The following is a 20,892-nucleotide window of genomic DNA, read 5'->3' on the forward strand; positions in this document are numbered from 1 at the left end:
TTGTTTGTGTTGAATTAAGGTTCGCAAAGTTTTCTTGGTTTGGGTTTCTACCGCAAAGCTTTAAAATTCTCTGTTTGATATCATTTGAGTTTCTTTACATCAAAAAAAGGCAGGATTGTGTCTGGTTAAATAAAAAAAATAAGACTCCTGAAGAGTCTTATTTTTGAAAGCCTTATATTTTTTATTTAACTAATAGGTTAAAAAACTATTTTACTTCTTTAACAGCTGAGGATTCTATCCAGCCTTCGGTTCCATCAGTTAATTCTATTTTTTTCCAGTTTTGTAATGACTGTTTCACGTAGACTTTTGCTCCTTCATGAAGTGTGATAATAGGGGAGCCTGCTTTTTGAGGCTCACTACGTACTTCGGCAATTTCTGCAAATACGATAGCAGGTCTTTCATTATCAAAATGACTTTTTTCCAGAAATCCTGCTGTTAAGGTTACAAGTAAAGCTAGTAATATTAAAAACATACCAATAAAATACACTCTTTTAGCAAGAGTACGTTGGGAGAAATAATATCCAATAAAGCAAAGCAAAAATGCTGAAGCCATCGCTACAGAGATCCATGCCCAGGTATTGTAATGATATATTCCTGTAAAGTTTCGAATGAGTTTTGCAAAACCAACTTTAGGAACTTCTTTTATTTCGTCGATAGTTAGTTTCTTGGCAAATTTTAAATTGTTTAAAGCCTCTGGATGATTAGGATTTAGAGCCAGAGCTTTTTCATAATTGTATATTGCAGGGGCTACTTTATTAAGTTTGTAATAGCAATTACCTAAATTATAATATAATTCAGCCGATTGTTGTTTTTCTGTTTTTATGACATTTTCATATTCTTGAACTGCTTGTTCGTATTGCCCTTTTTGGTACAAAGCATTTCCTTTTTCAAAGCTATTTTGAGCAAAGAAAAGCTGAGACAATAATAAGAATAGATATAAAAGAATATTTTTCATTTTAGTGATATGTAATAAGAATTTTAACTCAGTGAACATTGATTCAGCGTAAGCTAAAGTAATTTTTAGCGTACTTGTAGGTTAAAAATCATTAAACAATTTGTTTTTCTAATTCTGAAATTATCAATACTGCTTTATCAAAATCTTGCTGAATAGAAGCGCTAGATGCAGGTGCATATCGTGCAAATTCGCAGTTTTCTGTTAGGTCAATAAAATTTTGAACTGATGCTGGATTTGCATTTCTAGATAATAAAAGCTCTTTGATATTATCTTTGCTCATTTCTGAAGTTTCAATATGTAATTTAGCTTTCAAGAAATTGTGCATTGCTTTTTCAAGTGCAATATAAAATGCTTCTTTATTATTGATTTGTTTTTTAGCTTGTGATAAATATTTCTTGGCTAATTTATTATTCATTTTAATTCTGTTTCCAGTGATATCGCTATCTAGTGCTTCTTTTTTCTTTTTAGCCAAAATAATAATTGGTAAAATCAAGAATGGTAAAAACAATAATGTATAATATAACTTAGAGCCGTAGAAATCATCTTTTACCACTGAGGTGAAATTGCTTTTTAGTTTGATATATTTGAATTGATCGTGGCCAGGAGCTTTGTTTATTGCGGTTGGGCCAGATGCTACATTTGCGTCAGCAGGAGTTGGACCATCGAGAACATTTACCATTATTTCTGGAGAAGTAATCGTTTTATAGCTTCCAGTATTTAAATCAAAATAAGAGAATTGCATTGGTTTTATTGCATAATCTCCCTTGTATTGTGGAACAATGGTGTAAGTGTCAGAAATTTTTCCTGTCATACCGCTAAGACTTGTATTTACTTTTTCATCATGTACAGGATCGTATATTTCCAAAGCATTTGGTACCACAGGTTTTGGTAAAGAAAATAATTTCATGTTTCCACTACCAGTAGCACTAACTACTAACTCTAAGCTTTCTCCGTTTTTTAATATTGTTTTAGATGGAGTTACTTTAAAATCAAAACGACCAACGGCCCCTGAAAAGCCCTCTGGTTTATTAGTCTCAGGAAGTGCTTTTGCATAAATTGTTTTAGTTCCTGCAGATACACGTTTGTTTCCTTCAGTAATGATAACCTGACCAAACATGTTTCTTCGGTTGGTAGGCAATTGTACATCAATGTCTAATGATAAAGGTTCGATAGATAATTTCCCTGATTTTTGAGGATATAATACTGCCTTTTTAAGTACAACATAACGATATCTTTCGCCTTTAAACATACCTTCTTCAGCAACAAGTTGTTTTATATCGATGTTCTGACTCCAGAAATCATTGTATTTTGGTTTGTTTACTTCTTTGAAACCAGAAATACCAATATTGTTACTGAAATATAATTTATAAACGACAGTAATTGGTTCGTTTACATATGGAGTCGTTTTAGAGATGTCTGCGACTAGGTATAAATTATCATCTGCTGATATTTGTTGTGGGTCATTAGGATCTCTCTCTTGTGCTACGGCTGCAGTAACATTTATTTTTATTGGTGAAGTTTTGTATATCTGACCGTTATATTCTATTGCAGCTTGTCTTATAACAAGGCTTCCTTTTTGGTTTGGTAATAAAAAATAAGAATAAACTTTTTCGAATGAACTTTTTCCGTTTACCCATGATTGACTAATTTGTTGGCTTGGACCTGCAACAATTCGAAAACCATCAAATGAAGGCTGAACAAAGTTATCTCCATCAACGTTCATAATGAAGTCAATTCGAAGTCTTTCGTTTAAACCAAGCGTAGTTTTGCTTACTCTGGCTTCAAATTGTACTTGAGCCATAAGCCCTTGGAAACTTAATAGTAATAGAATTAAATATCTTTTCATTACCTGTTTAATCGTTTTTTTTAAATCGTTTAACTGCTTAATCGTCTAACTGTTTGTTGCCTATCAAATAAACAAATTAACAGTTAAACGATTCAACTTTATTTTACCAGTCTTTTTCAGTTTTTTTAGGAGCTCCTTTTACTTTTTGAGCATTTACTTTATCTTGAATTTTCTTTTCTTCGTTATTTACAGCATTTAAAAGATTTTGTAAACGTTCTTTTGATATGTCTCCAGGTGCTGGTTTTGGTTCTCCTTTATTGTCTTCTTTTTTTGGATCACCTTTGTCATCTTTTCCATCCTTTTTATCTTTATTAGGATCGCCCTTGTCATCTTTTTTATCTTTGTCCTTGTCTCCTTTGTCGTCCTTTTTATCTTTATCGCCGTCTTTTTTGTCGTCTTTTTTATCCTTGTCCTTATCTTTATTTTTGTCCTTGTTTTTATCTTCTTTAGGAGGGTTTTCTTTTAACATTTTTTTTGCCAATGCATAGTTGTAGCGTGTTTCATCGTCTGAAGGATTGTTACGTAGCGCATTTTTATAGGCTTCAACTGCTTGACTATAGTCTTTCTCTTTCATGAATACATTACCAAGGTTATGATAAGCTTTGTGTTTCTGAGAGGGGGTTTTGGCATTTTTTATGGCTTTTGCGTAAGCAAATTTAGCTTCGATTGCTTGATTTTGCTTATAAATAGCATTTCCTAGGTTGTAAGGAGCAACGGTACGATTTGGAAATTTAGATTGCGAAATTCTATAATTAGCTTCAGCATCTACAAATTTATTCTGTTTATATTCTTCATTAGCTTTTGGCAACGCTTTATCCTTTTCTTGAGCCGAAATGGTCAAAGAAAGCGTTAATAAAATATATAGAAGTAAATTTTTCATTCTAATTTTTTTGTTTTTTTGTTTCAAAAGATATTAACTGTCTTGAAACAATTATTTTTTTTCGTTAAATAAGTTCAACTCTTTTATCCAATTTGTTTTTCTTTCTAATAAGAATAGATCAATGAACAATAAAACAAAAGCTATACCAATAAACCACTGGAATTGAGATTGGAAATCGGCCATTTGTGTAGCTTCAAATTCTGTTTTTTGGATATTGTCTAAAGCATTTTTTACATAATCTAAGACTTCTTTGGTGCTACCACCGTAAACATAACCGCCTTTGGTTGCTTTTGCAATAGCTTTTAAACCTTCTTGATTTAATTTTGTAATAACTATTTCGTTATTATTATCTCTTTGGTAACTTTCAACAACACCATTCTTTTTCAATGGGATTGTAGCTCCTTTCTCAGTTCCGATACCAATAGTAATGATTTTCATTCCTAACTTATTGGCTTCTTCAGCTGCCACTTCGGCTCCTTCAGAATGATCTTCGCCATCAGAAATCAAAATTAGCAGCTTACTCGTCTTGCTTTTTTCATCAAAATAAGTCGCTGATAGTTTTATAGCTTCGTCAAGAGATGTTCCTTGTGATGATACCATATCTGGGCTCATGCTTTGCAAGAACATTTTGGCAACACTATAATCAGTTGTAATTGGTAAAACAGGGAAAGCGCTTCCAGCATAGGCAACAATTCCTATTCGGTCATTTCCTAATTGGTTAACAATTTGAGAAACCAGTTGTTTACTTTTTTCTAAACGACTTGGAGCAACATCCTCTGCAAGCATACTCTTAGAGACGTCTACTGCAAATACAATATCGATTCCTTCTCGTTTTACAGTTTCCATTTTTGTCCCAATTTTAGGATTAACCAATCCTAAAATCAATGTTGCTAAAGCTAAAAGGATAACTCCTAACTTTAAAAATGGTTTAAAAACAGAATGCTCCGGGGTTAGTTTTTTTACTAATTCCAAATCTCCAAATTCTCGTTGTTTTTTTCTTTTCCAATACATATTGAAAAAGAAAATGCAAGCCAAAATGGGAAGCAGTATAAGAAGGTATAAATATTTTTTTTCGTCTAATTCCATTTTCTAATTCTAGTTTTCAGTTTCTAGTTTCAGCTTCCAGTTATTTACTGTGGCTGTAACTGAATACCGAAATATTATATAAAGCTTCTGTAAACAGTATTTCGTAATCCAACTTCCAATAATAGCAATAAACCCGCTAATATTACAAAAGGGCGGAATTTTTCATCGTAATCATAAAATTTTAGTTCTTCGATTTCGGTTGTTTCCAGCTTATTAATTTCATTATAAATAGAGGCAAGTTTCTCATTACTTGTAGCTCTAAAATATTTCCCTCCTGTTTTGTTTGCAATAGTTTTCATCATTTGCTCATCAATTTCTACTTTCATCATTCTGAATAAAAACTGACCATTTGGAGCAATTGCATATGGAAATTCGGCCATTCCGTTAGTTCCAATTCCAATTGTATATACTTTAATCCCGTATTGTTTCGCTATATCTGCTGCAGTATCAGGTTCTATAAATCCGGCATTATTAACACCATCGGTCATTAATATAATTACCTTACTTTTGGCTTTGCTGTCTTTAAGTCTGTTTACGGCAGTTGCTAATCCCATCCCTATTCCAGTTCCGTCAACTAAAACATTATCGTATTTTATGCTTTTAATAGCTTCAAGGATAATTGCTTTATCGCTTGTTACAGGTATTTTGGTATACGCTTCAGATGCATATAAAACGATTCCAATTCTGTCGTTTGGTCTTTCGTTCACAAATTCAGCTGCTAACTTTTTAAGGGCTTGCATACGATCTGGTTTTAAATCTCTTGCAAGCATACTTCCAGAAACGTCTATTGACATTACAATATCTATCCCTTTTGTAGTTTTCGTTTTGTTGCTTACATCTACAGTTCTTGGTCTTGCAAGTGCAATTATTAATGAGCTTAATGCCAAAATTCGAAATACACCCAAAAAAGGCTTTAGTTTCGCTAATAATGATTCTGAAGATTTAAAACCTTGTAATGAACTCATTTTTAATGTTGCTGATTGCTGATTTCTTTTCCAGAATAACCAAGCAATTGCAATGGGAATCAAAAGAAACAACCAGAAAAACTCAGGGTTTAAAAAAGTTATTTTATCCATTAATTAGTTGCTTTTTTTAGTTCCACAGAGTTTAATATACGGTCTGCAATATCATTAGCATAAGTATCTCCTTCTTCGTGAAAAATCATTATTTGTTGTAATCCGCCTTCTTGGCTAAATAAAAGAATTTCATAATACATTTTAGTACTTGATTTGCTACCTTCATCTATGCTTGAGAAAGTTCCATATCCTTTAATTCCGCGAATTCCTTCTTTAGTTTCAAAATCCTCTTCTTTTACAATCATGTTTCGAGCTCCTTGCGCTTCGATAGTTTTGATGGTAACTTCTAATGATTTTGATAAATCAATTTGAGTTTCTTGTTTGTATTTTAAAGTTGAAATCATCAATGAGAAATTATCAACCAAGCTTCCGTATCCAAAAGATTGCATTTCTTTGATTAAAGCCAATCCTTCTTTAGGTAAGGTTTTGGTTAAATCCATTCGTTTTAAAACCTTAGGAGTTTCAATCAATATACCTGGATTTCCATAATCACTTTTTACCCATTCTCCTTCTAACAATTCTTTAGATGGATGTCCGATGATATTATCTTTTACATAAGTAAATCCCTTAGTGGCAATAAAATATCCAGTAACAATAATAATCAGGAATAAAACGGTAGCTACAGATAAAGCAATACGTTTGTTGCGTTTTTTTAGTAATTGAAGTTTTATTTGTTTTTGTCTTTGAGCTTCGTTTAATAAAGTATCTTCTTCAACAACTACTTCTACAGGAATTGCGCTGTCTAGAGTAAGGATTACTTTTTGAATTTTATTTCGGTCTTCAGTAATTTCAAAATCCAATGGTTTAGATTTTGCAAACTTAACTAAATCGGCTTGTTTCAGTACACGTTCAAGGTTCTCAACTGTTTCTGGCGTAAGTGTCATTTTCTTTTTTAAAGAAGCGGCTCTAATACCTTGTATTAACTCAGAAGTTGTGCTTTCCATTGCAGGAATTTCTATGGCTTCCTCAATATAATTTCTAGCAATATCGGTCAATTCACTATAATAAGCTTTGACTTCTCCTTTTTGCCAAAGTTCTTTTTTCTCTAATGTATTAAGCAAGCTAGTTGCTTTTTCGATAGGAGTTTTATAAACTTCTTCTTCTATTTTTTTCTGTTGTCTTTTTTTGATAAACCAATATACCAAAACACCAATTCCTATAATTAAAACAAGAGCCAAAAGATATTTCCACCAATCACCAATTTGATTTTCAACTTTAGTAATGTCTTTAATATCATACATTTTTTGTTGCAACGTATCAACTTTCACATTGGCAACTTCTACTCGAATAGAATCGGATAGGTAAGGTTTTTTATCAATAAGAATTTGAATACTTGGAATGGTATATCTTCCAGAATCAAATTGTGTTAAACCATATTTCTTAATCAGTTCATAACGGTCTTCTTTTTTGACAGTATCAATAGGATAAGATTTAATTACCTCAAGTGCGCCAATGTTTTTAAGTTTAGGAAAAACAACTTTCGATTTAGAATCGACCGTAGTTTTAAGGGTTAGCTTAAATTCAGCTCCAATTTTATTTTTAGTCGTATCTATACTAGTCTCAATCTGTTTTTGTTGTGCAAAAACAGTTGCGGATAGTAAGAATAAAAATATGTAAAGTTTTAATTTCATTTGATTAATGATTTCAGATTTTAGTCTAAAATGAATGCTTAAAAAGACGTTGAAGGTACATATTTAAGCGAATTTTATTTTTTAATTTATGTCTTCAGATTTTGTTTAAATCCAATAATCTAAGAAGTCTAATAATCTAATTTCTTTATCTCGATTTAAAATAGCCTAATAATTTGGTTACATAACTTTCATCGACACGGGTGTTTACAACACCAGCCCCCGATTTGCTGAACGTTTCTTTAAAATAATTCACTTTACTATGATAATGTTTTTCATAGTTTGCGCGTATTGTTTTTGAGCCTGTATTGATTAATTGTGTTTTGCCAGTTTCGGCATCAAGCATAGAAACCATTCCGATATTTGGTATCTTTTCTTCTCGAATGTCATATACTCGAATGCCTGTAATATCATGTTTTTTAGAAGCAATTTTCAATGTATGCTCATAATCATCTGACATGAAATCGGAGATTACAAAAACGATAGCTTTCTTTTTTTGTGTTCCTGATAAAAACTTTAATGCTTGAGCGACATCAGTTTTATTACTTTTAGGTTCAAATTCGATTAATTCACGAATGATACGTAATACATGAGATCTTCCTTTTTTAGGTGGAATATATAATTCGATTATATCCGAAAATAAAATCAATCCTATTTTGTCATTATTCTGTGTTGCTGAGAAAGCCATTGTTGCGGCAATTTCGGTTACGATATCTTTCTTAAATTGACTTTTTGAACCGAAATTTTCAGAACCCGAAATGTCCACCATAAGCACCATGGTAAGTTCGCGTTCTTCTTCAAAAACCTTTACATGGGCCTCATTATAACGTGCTGTTACATTCCAATCAATAGCACGAATGTCATCACCATATTGATATTGACGCACTTCGCTAAAAGTCATTCCTCGTCCTTTGAATGAAGAATGGTATTCTCCCGAAAAGATATGATTACTCAATCTTTTGGTTTTTATTTCTATTTTACGTACTTTTTTTAAGAGGTCTTTTGTATCCATTTTATTTGTTTAAAGTTTAAAAGTTTCAAGTTTCATGTTAGTTATCCCAACATGAAACTTGAAACATTAAACAAATTTTAAGGTACTTCAATTTCGTTTACAATTTTATTGATGATGTCAACGGAAGTTATGTTTTCTGCTTCTGCTTCGTAAGTAATACCTACTCTATGGCGTAATACATCATGTACAACTGCACGAACATCTTCTGGTATTACATAGCCACGACGTTTAATAAAAGCGTAACATTTAGCGGCATTGGCTAAGTTGATACTTCCACGTGGAGATGCTCCAAAACTGATAAGTGGTTTTAAGTCGGCTAATTTATATTTTTCAGGGTAACGTGTTGCGAAAATAATATCTAGAATGTATTTCTCTATTTTTTCGTCCATATAAACTTCACGAACAGCTTCTTGTGCACGTAAAATTTGATCTACAGAAACAACAGCATTTACCTTTTCGTAACTTCCTTTTAGATTCTGGCGAATTACTAAACGTTCTTCATCCATTTTAGGATAATCAATTACCGTTTTAAGCATAAAACGATCGACTTGCGCTTCTGGAAGCTGGTATGTTCCTTCTTGTTCAACAGGGTTTTGAGTTGCTAGTACTAAAAACGGACGATCTAGTTTAAAAGTAGTGTCACCAATAGTTACTTGCTTTTCTTGCATCGCCTCCAAAAGTGCTGATTGTACTTTGGCTGGAGCACGGTTAATTTCATCGGCAAGAACGAAATTAGCGAAAATTGGTCCTTTTTTTATAGAAAATTCATTTTGCTTAATGTTGTAAATCATTGTACCAACAACATCGGCAGGTAATAAGTCAGGTGTAAATTGAATACGGCTGAATGAACCTTGCACTGCTTGTGACAGCGTATTTATCGCAAGAGTCTTTGCTAATCCAGGTACTCCTTCTAACAAAATATGGCCTTGACCAAGAAGCCCGATTAACAAACGTTCGACCATATGTTTCTGACCCACAATAACTTTGTTCATTTCCATTGTGAGAAGGTCTATAAAAGCACTTTCTCTTTCAATTTTTTCATTGATCGCTCTAATGTCTAAAGTCGTTGTATTTTCTTCCATATAAATATTTTTAAAACCTTGAATTTAATGCCTTACTTTTGAGAGTGCAAATTGAATATTTTTTGAGAAGTAAGATGTTAAAGAATGGTTAAAACTTCGGGCAAAGATCTAATTTTAAGGATGAATTGTGAATCTATTTTTATATTTTTAAGAACTTTGATGATTATGCTTTACAAAGCAAGATTTATTACTACAAATAATGTTATATTACCATGAGCAAAACACTATTATCGCCTATAATTGTGGGCACTATGAATTGGGGAGTTTGGGATAAAAATCTAACTCCCAACGAAATGGAAAATCTTATCCAAATATGTTTAGAGAATAAAATAAGCACTTTTGATCTTGCAGATATTTATGGTTCGTATACCACTGAAGCAGACTTTGGAAAAGCATTCGCAGGAAGTAAAATTTCAAGAGAGAAATTACAACTGATTTCTAAGTGTGGAATTCAAATGATTGCCGAAAACAGAAAAAATACAATTAAGCATTACGACTATTCGAAAGAATACATCATTTGGTCTGTAGAAAATTCTTTAAAGAACCTAAAAACGGATTATTTAGATGTTTTTTTATTGCATAGACCTAGCCCCTTAATGCAAGCTGATGAAATTGCAGAAGCTGTTGAAAAGCTTAGAACAGAAGGTAAAATTGTTGATTTTGGTTTGTCAAATTTTACAACTTCACAGACTGAATTAATCCGTCAAAAAATTGATGTTAGTTATAATCAAGTACAATTTTCGGCTACAAATTACGAGCCGATGGTAGATGGTAGTTTTGATTATATGCAAATGCATGGAATTCGTCCAATGTCTTGGAATCCATTAGGTACTATTTTTAGAGAAGACAATAAAAAAACACGAAGATTAAAGAAGTTATTAGCAACATTGGTTTCTAAATATAGTTTAGGTTCAGATACTATTTTATTAAGTTGGATTTTAAGCCATCCTGCAAAAGCGATTCCTATTGCTGGAACAGTAAATGTGGCCAGAATTCAAGCGTTGATGAAAGCAGTGGAATTACAATTAGAAAAAGAAGATTGGTTTGCTATTTGGACAGAAAGTATGGGAGATGATGTACCTTAATTTTTAGTATTCGGCTAAATCGATTAAAAAAACATTTGCCACAGATTATAAGAAATAATTTTAGTCTTTTGATCTGTGGCAATAAAATAAAAACAAGAATGAAAAAAACAGTTTTAATTACTGGAGCCACAAGTGGTATAGGTAAAGCCACAGCACAATTAATGGCAAAAAACAACTACAAAGTGGTGCTTTGCGGACGACGTATTGATCGATTGAAGGAATTAGAAAAAGAGCTTTCGGGATATACTGAAGTACATATATTAGCATTTGATGTTCGTGATAAAAAAGCTGTTTCAGAATCTATTGGTTCCTTGCCAGAATCATTTTCTGTTATCGATATTCTTATCAATAATGCGGGAAATGCGCACGGATTGGATCCAATTCAAACAGGTGATTTAGACGATTGGGATGCTATGATTGATATAAATGTAAAAGGACTTTTGTATGTTTCTAAAGCAATTATACCGCAAATGACTGAAAGGAAATCGGGGCATATTATTAATATTGGTTCAACTGCAGCCAAAGAAGTGTATCCTAATGGGAATGTGTATTGTGGTACAAAACATGCTGTTGATGCGATTAGTCAAGGAATGCGAATAGATCTAAATCCATTCGGAATTAGAGTAGGCGCAATTCATCCAGGTATGGTTGAGACTGAATTTAGCGAAGTGCGTTTTAAAGGAGATGCAGATAGGGCTTCAAATGTTTATAAAGGGTTTGCTCCTTTACAAGCAGAAGATATTGCTGATATTATTCATTTTGTGGTTTCAAGACCTTATCATGTAAATATTGCGGATTTAGTTGTTATGAGTACGGCTCAAGCTTCATCAACGATAGTAAAAAGGGACTAGCTTAGATTTTTAGACTAACTTAGACTTCTTAGATTTGAAGTTTATGCAATCCAAGTAATCTAAGAAGTTAAAGATTCAAAAGTCCGACAGTCTAAGAAGTCTAAAATTCTAACAATCTAAGAAGTCTAAAAATAATGATCAATAAACGTCTTTTAATAAAAAATCTACTCGCACATAATGATGAGAGTAGTTTTTATGATAAAAAAAGGCAATTAAATTTACATTCTCGTGAAGGGAAGGCAAAGTTTTTAAAACATATTTGTGCGTTATCTAATTCTAACCCAACTAATAATTCTTATATAGTTGTAGGGGTTGAGGATCAGGACAATGAGATTGTAGGTGATGATTTTTTTGACGATAGTCGAATTCAGAATCTGGTCAATGCTTTTCTTGAAAATCCACCAAAAATTCAATATGAAAATGTGCCTTTTCCTAATCTTCCAAAAGATAAAGTGATAGGATTGGTTACAATTAAACCCAAAAGTAAAATATCATATTTCAAAAAAGGAATTCACACTATTATTGCCAATAGTGTTTTTATTAGGCGAGGAAGTAATTCGGTTCCAGTTGAAGAAAGAGAAGTTGAGAAAAATTATCAGAATACCGAAACTGTAATCGGGATCGAAAATAATTCACGTAATAGTATAGAATATACACTAGATGGTGTAATTGATTTTATGAATTTTAGACATAAGGATATGTCGCCAAAATATAAAGTTTTTAAGGAGTTATTTGTGATTTGTTGGGCAGGAGTCCCGAATAAGTCTCGTGACAAAACATTTTTATCTCGGGTTGATATTGAACTAATAAATGAGCAAATTAAGTTGTTTTATTCGGCTCAGGATGTGGTTACGATTACTTATGATGAAGATAGTTTTACTATTTTGGAATATGTCCCACTAGGACTAAATGACAAAACAAGTTATTATCCGTTAGAAAAGCAAACAATTCATTTTTTTGATAATGGTTACTATAAAATTGATAGGGAAATACTTTTTCAACCCCCAGAGTTTAATAGAAAAATGCTATTTCATATATATAATTCCAATATTGCTTTACTGGCTAAATTACAAAAAGGACTTGTTTTATCTAATCGGGAAATGATAGATTTAGAGAACTTACCTTCTACTTTTATGATCTGCTATCTTAATGGTTTTGAAGATGCTAAGCAAAAATTAATTGATGCTAAGCTTCTTTTAAAACCGTTTACTCAAGTTTATTTATCCTTTAAGGAAGCTTTACGAATTTTGCGAAAGATGAAATATGATGTTCAATAAAGGTACTGAGGTTCTAAGAGGCAAAGGTTCAAAGGTTTCTGTGGATACGCACCGCAATGTATCTAATTTTTTGTAGATGAGAATTAGTAAGTTTGTTTCGCAAAGATTTTCTGTAGAGACGCACTGCAGTGCGTCTGAAGTTTTTTGCAAAATCCTACAAATGGCATCTAGTGAAATTTTCCGTAGAGACGCGCCGTAGTGCGTCTAACTTATAGAGACTTAATTTTAAAATTCAAACAAGAATTATTTAAAAACTAAATAGTCATTTACCTTTTCATAAGGTAGTACTAATTCTTTTGGGCCATCGGCATATGAAGCAACTTCATAGGAGTTATAATAAAGTAGTAATCCTTCTTTTGTATAAAAAATATTCAAAGGCAGATTAAATTTTTCATTCTCAAACATTAAACCCGTTGCATTGATACTTCCAGTGGCAGGAATTTTATATTTGTTTCTGAATTCTTTTTCGGCGAAAGCCTTAAAGTCTTTTTCGCTTTTAAATAATTGATTGTTTGTAATTGTTTTTCCAGTTTTAGGATTAAACAATAAAGAACGATATCCTTGATAGCCGTGAGCGCCACCAGTAAAGGTGTAATGGTTTATTTTTATATTTAAAATGCTATCTGACTGGTACTCTATATTACCTTCGATTTTGGCTTCCCAGCCGAATGTATCATCAGGGAATTTTTTACGCATTTCTTCATAAGAACCAATAAAGGAAGTTGTTAGTTCATTGTAATCTGTTGATTCAAAAGGTTTTTCTCCAAAATAAACGATTTCTTTTAAAATAGAAAAAACTTTTTTATTAATGCTATCTGCTACAATTGGAGCATTTTGAGCAATTGGGATTTTTATACTAATTTGTGGACAATTGCTTTTACAAGGCAAACTTGACTTCTTTTCAAATGTTTGTTCTTTGAACGAAAGTTCTCTAGTACAACTTGATAAAATAAAAAGGGTTACGAGTAAAAAGGTGTAATGTTTCATCTTGAAAATGTTAATTAATTACAAAGGTATCAACTTGTAACTTGATTAAAATAAATTAAAGGGTAAATTTGTAGAACATTTTAGTGTTAAAAAAATATAAAGATATGAAATTCAATACAAAAGTTATACATGGTGGGCAACATCATGACCCAAGTACAGGAGCAGTAATGCCTCCAGTGTATCAAACATCGACATTTATTCAAACAAGTCCAGGGCAACCTCTAGGAGATTATGAATATAGTAGAGCATCGAATCCTACTAGATCTGCTCTTGAGAATGCATTGGCAAGTATTGAAAACGGAACACGTGGATTAGCTTTTTCATCTGGATTAGCGGCCACAGATTGTATTTTGCGTTCTTTTAAGGCAGGTGATGAAATTATTGCTATGGACGATTTATATGGTGGAACATATCGTATGTTTACTCGTATTTATAAAGATTCAGGAATAAAATTCCATTTTGTGGATATGAATGATATTGCAAAATTTAAATCTTTAATAAACGAAAATACAAAGTTGGTTTGGGTAGAAACACCAACAAATCCATTAATGAAATTAGCAGACATTGAAGAAATAGCTAAAATCACTAAGGATAAAAAAATATTATTTGCAGTGGATAATACCTTTGCAACACCTTACTTACAAAAGCCTCTTGATTTAGGAGCAGATATTGTAATGCATTCTGCAACTAAATATTTAGGAGGACATTCAGATGTTATTGCAGGAGCTTTAATTGTAAAAGATGAAGCTTTGGGGGACCAATTACATTTTCAACAATTTGCTACAGGTGCAACTCTAGGGCCAATGGATAGTTTCTTGGTTTTGAGAGGTATTAAAACACTTCATTTACGTGTGCAAAGACACTGTGAGAATGGAGAAAAAGTAGTTGAATTTTTAAGTAATCATCCTAAAATAGCAACAGTTTATTATCCAGGTTTACCGAGCCATCCATTTCATGAAATTGCCAAAAAACAGATGAAAGCTTTCGGAGGAATGGTTTCATTTACTTTTGTTTCTGGTAAAAAAGAAGATTCAATTACTTTCTTAGAAAAATTGAAAGTGTTTACTCTGGCAGAATCTTTAGGTGGAGTAGAATCTTTGGCAAATCATCCTGCTTTAATGACTCATGCTTCAATTCCTGCAGATAAGAGAGCAGAAGTTGGAATCACAGATGATTTAGTTCGATTAAGTGTTGGTATCGAGGATGCAGAAGATTTAATTGCTGATTTAAAGCAAGCTTTAGAATAATAAAAATTGTTTACAAATATAAAACCTCAAGCATTTAATAAATGTTTGGGGTTTTGTTTTATATAGCGAGTTTAAAAATCCAGATAATATACATATCCAAAATTAAACCAAATCTGATTGTCGTTGGATTTGTTTTCTTTGTAAATATTCTTGTTAGGATTTAATCCGTCAATCCAATCGGAGTTGAAATATTGGAATCTTGCCTCGAATAATAAATCATGTAAAGGAGCTAATTTATAGTGTACTCCAGCCCCATAAGTAACAGACAGAACAGTGCCACTTTGACTAGAAAATCCGTATTGATGTCCATCAGAAGGAGTAAGGTATTTGTAAAAAGTAGTTGAAGTATTCCCTAAAGGGCCTAATGTTGAACTTACTTTTGAGTTGTAATAACTAAATTGAGCACCTGCACTTATGTAGGGACTAAATCCTCCAAGGGTATTTTTAAAATCATGTATTTTCATGAATGGAGAGTATTCTAATTGAAAACCCAAATTAGCCAAAGTTGATCTTCCACGCATAGCTTTAAGTTGTATAACGCCTATGTCGTTAGAGTTACCATCTACGGTTATTCCAAAATGTTCTAAATCAGTTTTGTTGAATGAAATTTCAGAACGAACTTTAAAGTGTTCATTGAAATAATTTTCACGCCTAGAGTTGTATGAAAAGTTTAGAAAATGAACAAGACCAATACCGAAACCAGTGTTCCCAACATTAGTTGAGTAGTCATCTCTTTGTCCATAATCTGATTTAAATGAAATAGGGCCAGCAATAATACCGATTTCATGTGCTAATCTAGATTGTGCTATTGAGTTGTAAGAGAAAATAAACAAAATTAATGATGATATTATTGTGTTTCTTAACATCTGGTTTAATTTTCTTATACTAACAAAGATATAAATATCTCTATGAAATTATGAAATTTTGAAAAAATATAATTAGTAAGGAGTGTGTCTTTTTTGCTTTAATACTATAACGTTTTCGTGTAAGTCATTGCGTTAAAAAGATGTATTTTAAAAAATAGGTGTTAATAATACAATTCTACTTATAATTTGTGAAATTTTAAGCCCAATTTCTTTATTAGATGTATATTTGTGGAAAATAACAAAAGAGAACTTTTATGTGAATTTTTTGTTGTTTGGTTGAGTAAATAATTAAGATTAATTTATTTGATAATTTTTTATAAAATGAAACAAAAAATAAATGAATTTATGGCTCTTGTAGAGTCAAAAAATCCAAACGAACCTGAATTCATTCAAGCAGTTAGAGAATTTGCTGAGACAGTAATTCCATTCATTGCTGAACAAAAAAAATACGATGGGAAGAATTTACTTCTTAGAATTGCAGAGCCAGAACGTTCTATTATTTTTAGAGTGCCATGGGTTGACGATAAAGGAGAAATTATAGTTAATAGAGGATTTAGAATTCAGATGAATTCAGCAATCGGACCATATAAAGGTGGAATTAGATTTCACCATACAGTAAATTTATCAGTTTTAAAGTTTTTAGCTTTTGAACAAGTTTTCAAAAACAGTTTGACAACACTTCCTATGGGAGGCGGAAAAGGTGGTGCTGATTTTGATCCTGAAGGAAAATCTGACGGTGAGATTATGCGTTTTTGTCAATCTTTTATGACTGAATTATGTCGTCATATCGGACCAGATCTAGACGTTCCTGCAGGAGATATCGGTGTAGGAGCTAGAGAAATTGGATACTTATTTGGTCAATACAAAAGAATCAAAAATGAGTTTACAGGAGTTTTAACTGGTAAAGGAATTGCTTACGGTGGTTCATTAATTAGACCAGAAGCTACTGGATACGGAGTTGTATATTTTACAGATCAAATGTTACGTACTATCGGGCATGAGATCAAAGGAAAAAGAGTTGCAATTTCAGGTTTCGGAAACGTTGCTTGGGGGGTGGCTTTGAAAATAAATGAATTAGGAGGAAAGTTGGTCACAATTTCTGGACCTGATGGATACATTTATGATGAAGAAGGAATTTCTGGAGAGAAAATCGAACATATGGTTGAAATGAGAGCTAGTGGAAATAACAGAGCAGAAATGTATGTTAAGAAATATCCAAATGCTCAATTCCATAAAGGAAAAAGCCCTTGGGAAGTAAAAGTTGATATTGCTATTCCTTGTGCTACTCAAAATGAATTAAACGAAGAAGATGCTAAGAATTTAATTGCAAATGGAGTTTTATGTGTTACAGAAGCCGCGAATATGCCATGCACACTTGAAGCAATAAAACAATTTGTAAGTAAGAAAGTTCTTTTTGCACCTGGAAAAGCAGCTAATGCTGGTGGAGTTGCTGCATCTGGATTAGAGATGACGCAAAACTCAATTCGTTTGAACTGGACTAGTGAAGAAGTAGATCTTAGACTAAAAGATATAATGGTAGGAATTCATAACCAATGTAAGAAATACGGTGTTGGTGAAGATGGTTACGTAAATTATGTAAAAGGTGCTAATATCGCTGGATTTGTAAAAGTAGCAGACGCTATGCTTGCTCAAGGAGTAGTGTAGTTTTTTAAATAAATAAAAATGCCTCCATTCGAGTTTCGAATAGGAGGCATTTTTTATTTATACCATATTGAAATCCAAATACTATCGTTTGTGTTATATTTGTGATACCAACTATAGGTGTAAATAATGGAAAAAAAGTTTCTTTACGTTTTGGTTTTGTTGCTAATGCAATCAGGTTTTGCACAAAATAAACTCTTATGGCAAGGGTATTTTTCTTATAATCATATTAAAGATATCTCAGATTCACCTGTAGCAATTTATGCAGCTACAGATAACGCATTGTTCTCTAAAAATACTGCGACAAATATTATTAAGACTATAAATACTGTAGATGGTCTTTCGGGACAAACAATTTCATCTTTATATCATAGTGAGTTATTTCGTAAAACACTTATTGGATATGAAAATGGATTGATGACAGTTGTCAATGAAGCTGATGGGAGTATCTTAAAAGTGGTTGATATCATTAATAAACAACTTCCTGCTAATCTTAAAAAAATCAATCATTTTGTTGAACATGATGGGATGGTTTATGTTTCGTGTGATTTTGGAATTGTTCAGTTTAATTTAAAAACATTGCAATTTGGAGACACTTATTTTATTGGAGATAATGGAGTGCAGATTAATGTGAGACAAGCTACAATCTATAATGGATTTATTTACGCTGCTACTAATAGTGGTATTAGGAAAGGCAGTGTTACAAATGCTAATTTAGTTGATTACAGCCAATGGGCTGTTGTTACAGGAGGTAATTGGTCAAGTATTGAAGCAAACGATACAAAACTTATTGCAATTAATACTTTGGGACGAGTTAATAGTTATGATTCAGTTTCGGGTACTTTTATTGGTTTTATATCGCTTCCATTACCAGTGAGAGATATGAGAGTTAAAAATCATAATTTGTTTATAACCACTGCAAATACAGTTTACGTATACAATAATCAAATGGTTTTATTGCGTCAAATAAATAATAGTGATGTTGCAAAAACAACGTTAAGTTTTACTTGTGCAACTGCTGTAGGAGATGATATATACATTGGTACAGATGAAAATGGACTTTTTGTTTCTGCACTTTCTGGAGCATCGTTTTTTGAAAACACCATGCCAATGGGGCCATCACGAAATGATATCTTTGCTATTAATGTTACGCCAACTGTTCTTTGGGCAGTTTATGGAAATTATAATTCGTCTTATAATCCATATCCTTTAGATAGTTATGGAATTAGTAAATTCAATACTACTGGATGGCTGAATATTCCATACGAAAAAGTGCTTCAGGCTAAATCAATGACAAGGGTTATTGTTAATCCTAATAATGAGAATCAAGTGTATGCAAGTTCATTTTTTTCGGGATTATTAAAAATAGAAAATGATATCCCCTCAGTTTTATACAATCAATCGAATAGTGGATTGGAGACCCTTACATTTCTTGGACCTGGTTATATAGATGTTAGAATAAATGGAACTGCGTTTGATAAATTAGGGAATTTATGGGTAACCAATAGTTTGATTAAAAACGGATTGAAGGTTTTAAGAACCAATGGACAATGGCAAACTTTTCCTATCAGTACTGCACTTATTAAAGCAGAAGATACAAGCTTTGGGAGTATGGCTATTGATAAAAACAGTACAAAATGGATTGGAACAAATAAAGATGGTGTAATTGGTTTTAACGAAAGTACAAATACAGTTAAGAAAATTACACAAGGTTTAGATACAGGTAATTTGCCAGCCCCAGATGCAAGAGTAGTTGCAGTAGATGCTAAAGATCAGCTTTGGATCGGTACAACAAGGGGGCTTCGTGTTTTGAGTAATGTAAATAACTTTCGTACAGAAAATCAATTAAAAGCCAATCCGATAATTATTATGGATGATGGTTTGGCTCAGGAATTACTTTATGAGCAATTTATTACTGCAATTGTTGTTGATGGGGCTAATAATAAATGGATAGGCACCGCTGATTCTGGAGTATTTTTAGTTTCGCCAAATGGACAAGAGACAAAGTATCATTTTACTATAAATAATTCGCCTTTGCCAAGCAATCAAATTAATGACATTGGGATAAATAGTACTACAGGAGAGGTGTATATTGCAACAAATAAAGGAATGATTTCTTATAAAGGAATTGCAACCCAAGCCAATGAAAATTTGAATAATGTGTATGTATATCCAAATCCTGTACGTCCAGAGTTTTTTGGAACAGTAAAAATTGCTGGATTACTAGATAAAGCCAATATTAAAATTACTGATATCGAAGGTAATTTAGTATATGAAACAACCTCCGAAGGGGGAACAATCGAGTGGGATACAACTGCTTTTGGAAAATACAAAGTAGCTTCTGGAGTATATATAATTATTGTTTCGGCAGAAGATGGTGGTGAAACTAAAGTAAAAAAAATAATGATTATAAGATAATCATTAGCATTCAGCGCCAGTATTCACTCTCAGAAATTTAAAAACTCTGAACAACTCTAAAAATCTAATTATCAAATTTTGCAAGTAAAAACTAAAGCAATTGTTATCTCGGCAATAAAATTTCAGGAAAAAAGCTTGATTGCTAAGTGTTTTACGCTTTCTCATGGATTGAAAACTTATTTTGTTAGAGATGCTTTTTCTACTCGAAAATCTAGCCAAAAAATCGCCTATTTTCAGCCACTAACAATTCTTGAGATTGAGGCTGTACATAAAAATAAAGGCACATTAGAAAATTTTAAAGAAATAAAAATAGGAACACCTTTTCAAACCATACATACTGATATTGTCAAAAGTACGATCGTAATGTTTGTGTCGGAGATTTTACACTATTCTATTCAAGAAGAGGAAAAAAATGAATCCCTTTTTATTTTTTTAGAAACAGCATTGTTTTGGCTTGATCAGCATGATGAAATAACCAATTTTCATTTGATTCTGATGTTGGAAACTACTAAATATTTAGGCTTTTATCCCGATGTTTCGGATGTTGATTTGCCGTTTTTTGAAATGAATGAAGGTGTGTTTACTCTTTTTCATGGGCTGAGTGCGTTGACAAACCATGAAACAACACTGTTTAAGAAGCTTATAGAGCTAAAGTTTGATAACGATCAAAAAGTATTTCATGTCATTGAAAGACAATTGCTTTTAAAGATTTTGATAGATTATTATAGTTTTCATTTAGATGGTTTTAAGAGGCCTAAATCACTAGAAGTTTTGAAAGAAATATTCTCTTAAAAACCCATTTCTATTTTTATATATTGCGCTGTAATTTTTATAAAATATTGAGGTTTTTAATCTTCTATAATGATAAAAATTTTTCTGAAGATTGAAGTCTTGTGATTTTTAATTTTCGGAAAAATATTTTAGTTTAAATCAA

Annotated in this window: 17 protein-coding genes; 7 read left to right on the forward strand and 10 right to left on the reverse strand. The window is 32.1% G+C overall.

Annotated features, from left to right (window positions below):
- Positions 1–205 precede the first annotated feature (205 nt).
- From LPB87_RS11560 to LPB87_RS11595, 8 genes are all read right to left on the reverse strand, one after another.
- Positions 206–955, reverse strand: coding sequence for a tetratricopeptide repeat protein (locus LPB87_RS11560; RefSeq protein WP_230727997.1), 750 nt, complete (start codon positions 953–955; stop codon positions 206–208).
- Between the two features lie 91 nt (positions 956–1,046).
- Positions 1,047–2,801: a BatD family protein gene (locus tag LPB87_RS11565; RefSeq protein ID WP_129540545.1), complete on the reverse strand. Its 1,755-nt coding sequence runs from the start codon at positions 2,799–2,801 to the stop codon at positions 1,047–1,049.
- A 103-nt stretch (positions 2,802–2,904) separates the two neighbouring features.
- Positions 2,905–3,681, reverse strand: a complete 777-nt coding sequence (locus LPB87_RS11570) for a tetratricopeptide repeat protein (protein ID WP_230727998.1) — start codon at positions 3,679–3,681, stop codon at positions 2,905–2,907.
- Between the two features lie 51 nt (positions 3,682–3,732).
- Positions 3,733–4,767, reverse strand: a complete 1,035-nt coding sequence (locus LPB87_RS11575; RefSeq protein ID WP_129540546.1) for a VWA domain-containing protein — start codon at positions 4,765–4,767, stop codon at positions 3,733–3,735.
- Between the two features lie 74 nt (positions 4,768–4,841).
- The gene (locus tag LPB87_RS11580) at positions 4,842–5,843 is read right to left on the reverse strand and encodes a VWA domain-containing protein (protein WP_129540547.1); all 1,002 of its coding nucleotides are present in this window, start codon (positions 5,841–5,843) and stop codon (positions 4,842–4,844) included.
- Positions 5,843–7,474, reverse strand: coding sequence for a hypothetical protein (locus LPB87_RS11585; RefSeq protein ID WP_129540548.1), 1,632 nt, complete (start codon positions 7,472–7,474; stop codon positions 5,843–5,845). The genes LPB87_RS11580 and LPB87_RS11585 overlap by 1 nt, the downstream gene beginning before the upstream one ends.
- 145 nt (positions 7,475–7,619) lie before the next feature.
- A complete protein-coding gene (locus tag LPB87_RS11590) occupies positions 7,620–8,483 on the reverse strand; it encodes a DUF58 domain-containing protein (protein ID WP_129540549.1) in 864 nt (287 codons plus the stop codon).
- A 77-nt stretch (positions 8,484–8,560) separates the two neighbouring features.
- Complete coding sequence (locus LPB87_RS11595; RefSeq protein ID WP_129540550.1) at positions 8,561–9,565, reverse strand: MoxR family ATPase; 1,005 nt, start codon at positions 9,563–9,565, stop codon at positions 8,561–8,563.
- Positions 9,566–9,777: 212 nt separating this feature from the next.
- Here LPB87_RS11595 and LPB87_RS11600 point away from each other — a divergent pair, with 212 nt between their 5' ends.
- The 3 genes from LPB87_RS11600 (at position 9,778) to LPB87_RS11610 (ending at position 12,778) form a co-directional block, all read left to right on the forward strand.
- Positions 9,778–10,650: an aldo/keto reductase gene (locus LPB87_RS11600; RefSeq protein ID WP_129540551.1), complete on the forward strand. Its 873-nt coding sequence runs from the start codon at positions 9,778–9,780 to the stop codon at positions 10,648–10,650.
- Between the two features lie 98 nt (positions 10,651–10,748).
- The gene (locus tag LPB87_RS11605; RefSeq protein WP_230728000.1) at positions 10,749–11,501 is read left to right on the forward strand and encodes an SDR family NAD(P)-dependent oxidoreductase; all 753 of its coding nucleotides are present in this window, start codon (positions 10,749–10,751) and stop codon (positions 11,499–11,501) included.
- A 134-nt stretch (positions 11,502–11,635) separates the two neighbouring features.
- Entirely contained in the window at positions 11,636–12,778 is a 1,143-nt protein-coding gene (locus LPB87_RS11610) for an ATP-binding protein (protein ID WP_230728002.1), read from the forward strand.
- Positions 12,779–13,021: 243 nt separating this feature from the next.
- Here the strand turns inward: LPB87_RS11610 and LPB87_RS11615 are convergent, their stop codons facing one another.
- Positions 13,022–13,765: a DUF3298 and DUF4163 domain-containing protein gene (locus LPB87_RS11615; protein ID WP_230728004.1), complete on the reverse strand. Its 744-nt coding sequence runs from the start codon at positions 13,763–13,765 to the stop codon at positions 13,022–13,024.
- A gap of 104 nt (positions 13,766–13,869) precedes the next feature.
- Here LPB87_RS11615 and LPB87_RS11620 point away from each other — a divergent pair, with 104 nt between their 5' ends.
- A complete protein-coding gene (locus tag LPB87_RS11620; protein WP_230728005.1) occupies positions 13,870–15,012 on the forward strand; it encodes a cystathionine gamma-synthase in 1,143 nt (380 codons plus the stop codon).
- 71 nt (positions 15,013–15,083) lie between these two features.
- Here LPB87_RS11620 and LPB87_RS11625 read toward each other — a convergent pair whose 3' ends face one another.
- Entirely contained in the window at positions 15,084–15,878 is a 795-nt protein-coding gene (locus LPB87_RS11625) for a glutamate dehydrogenase (RefSeq protein WP_230728006.1), read from the reverse strand.
- Between the two features lie 321 nt (positions 15,879–16,199).
- Between LPB87_RS11625 and gdhA the strand changes: the two genes are divergently transcribed.
- The 3 genes from gdhA to recO all read left to right on the forward strand — a co-directional run bounded on the left by gdhA (position 16,200) and on the right by recO (position 20,750).
- Complete coding sequence (gdhA, locus tag LPB87_RS11630; RefSeq protein ID WP_129540557.1) at positions 16,200–17,543, forward strand: NADP-specific glutamate dehydrogenase; 1,344 nt, start codon at positions 16,200–16,202, stop codon at positions 17,541–17,543.
- Positions 17,544–17,669: 126 nt separating this feature from the next.
- Positions 17,670–19,958 (forward strand): T9SS type A sorting domain-containing protein, encoded by a 2,289-nt coding sequence (locus LPB87_RS11635; RefSeq protein WP_230728007.1) that lies wholly within the window; start codon positions 17,670–17,672, stop codon positions 19,956–19,958.
- Between the two features lie 78 nt (positions 19,959–20,036).
- On the forward strand, positions 20,037–20,750 hold the full coding sequence (gene recO / locus LPB87_RS11640; RefSeq protein ID WP_230728008.1) for a DNA repair protein RecO: 714 nt from the start codon (positions 20,037–20,039) through the stop codon (positions 20,748–20,750).
- The last annotated feature ends 142 nt before the right edge of the window (positions 20,751–20,892 follow it).

Origin of the sequence: Flavobacterium sp. EDS (genome assembly GCF_020991525.1) — a bacterium.
In the GTDB taxonomy this organism is placed as follows: Bacteria; Bacteroidota; Bacteroidia; order Flavobacteriales; family Flavobacteriaceae; genus Flavobacterium.

Bases quoted from the DNA above. Each gene is read 5' to 3' on its own strand.
- LPB87_RS11560 (WP_230727997.1), bottom strand. From the start codon at position 955: ATGAAAAATATTCTTTTATATCTATTCTTATTATTGTCTCAGCTTTTC.
- LPB87_RS11565 (WP_129540545.1), bottom strand. From the start codon at position 2,801: ATGAAAAGATATTTAATTCTATTACTATTAAGTTTCCAAGGGCTTATG.
- LPB87_RS11570 (WP_230727998.1), bottom strand. From the start codon at position 3,681: ATGAAAAATTTACTTCTATATATTTTATTAACGCTTTCTTTGACCATT.
- LPB87_RS11575 (WP_129540546.1), bottom strand. From the start codon at position 4,767: ATGGAATTAGACGAAAAAAAATATTTATACCTTCTTATACTGCTTCCC.
- LPB87_RS11580 (WP_129540547.1), bottom strand. From the start codon at position 5,843: ATGGATAAAATAACTTTTTTAAACCCTGAGTTTTTCTGGTTGTTTCTT.
- LPB87_RS11585 (WP_129540548.1), bottom strand. From the start codon at position 7,474: ATGAAATTAAAACTTTACATATTTTTATTCTTACTATCCGCAACTGTT.
- LPB87_RS11590 (WP_129540549.1), bottom strand. From the start codon at position 8,483: ATGGATACAAAAGACCTCTTAAAAAAAGTACGTAAAATAGAAATAAAA.
- LPB87_RS11595 (WP_129540550.1), bottom strand. From the start codon at position 9,565: ATGGAAGAAAATACAACGACTTTAGACATTAGAGCGATCAATGAAAAA.
- LPB87_RS11600 (WP_129540551.1), top strand. From the start codon at position 9,778: ATGAGCAAAACACTATTATCGCCTATAATTGTGGGCACTATGAATTGG.
- LPB87_RS11605 (WP_230728000.1), top strand. From the start codon at position 10,749: ATGAAAAAAACAGTTTTAATTACTGGAGCCACAAGTGGTATAGGTAAA.
- LPB87_RS11610 (WP_230728002.1), top strand. From the start codon at position 11,636: ATGATCAATAAACGTCTTTTAATAAAAAATCTACTCGCACATAATGAT.
- LPB87_RS11615 (WP_230728004.1), bottom strand. From the start codon at position 13,765: ATGAAACATTACACCTTTTTACTCGTAACCCTTTTTATTTTATCAAGT.
- LPB87_RS11620 (WP_230728005.1), top strand. From the start codon at position 13,870: ATGAAATTCAATACAAAAGTTATACATGGTGGGCAACATCATGACCCA.
- LPB87_RS11625 (WP_230728006.1), bottom strand. From the start codon at position 15,878: ATGTTAAGAAACACAATAATATCATCATTAATTTTGTTTATTTTCTCT.
- gdhA (WP_129540557.1), top strand. From the start codon at position 16,200: ATGAAACAAAAAATAAATGAATTTATGGCTCTTGTAGAGTCAAAAAAT.
- LPB87_RS11635 (WP_230728007.1), top strand. From the start codon at position 17,670: ATGGAAAAAAAGTTTCTTTACGTTTTGGTTTTGTTGCTAATGCAATCA.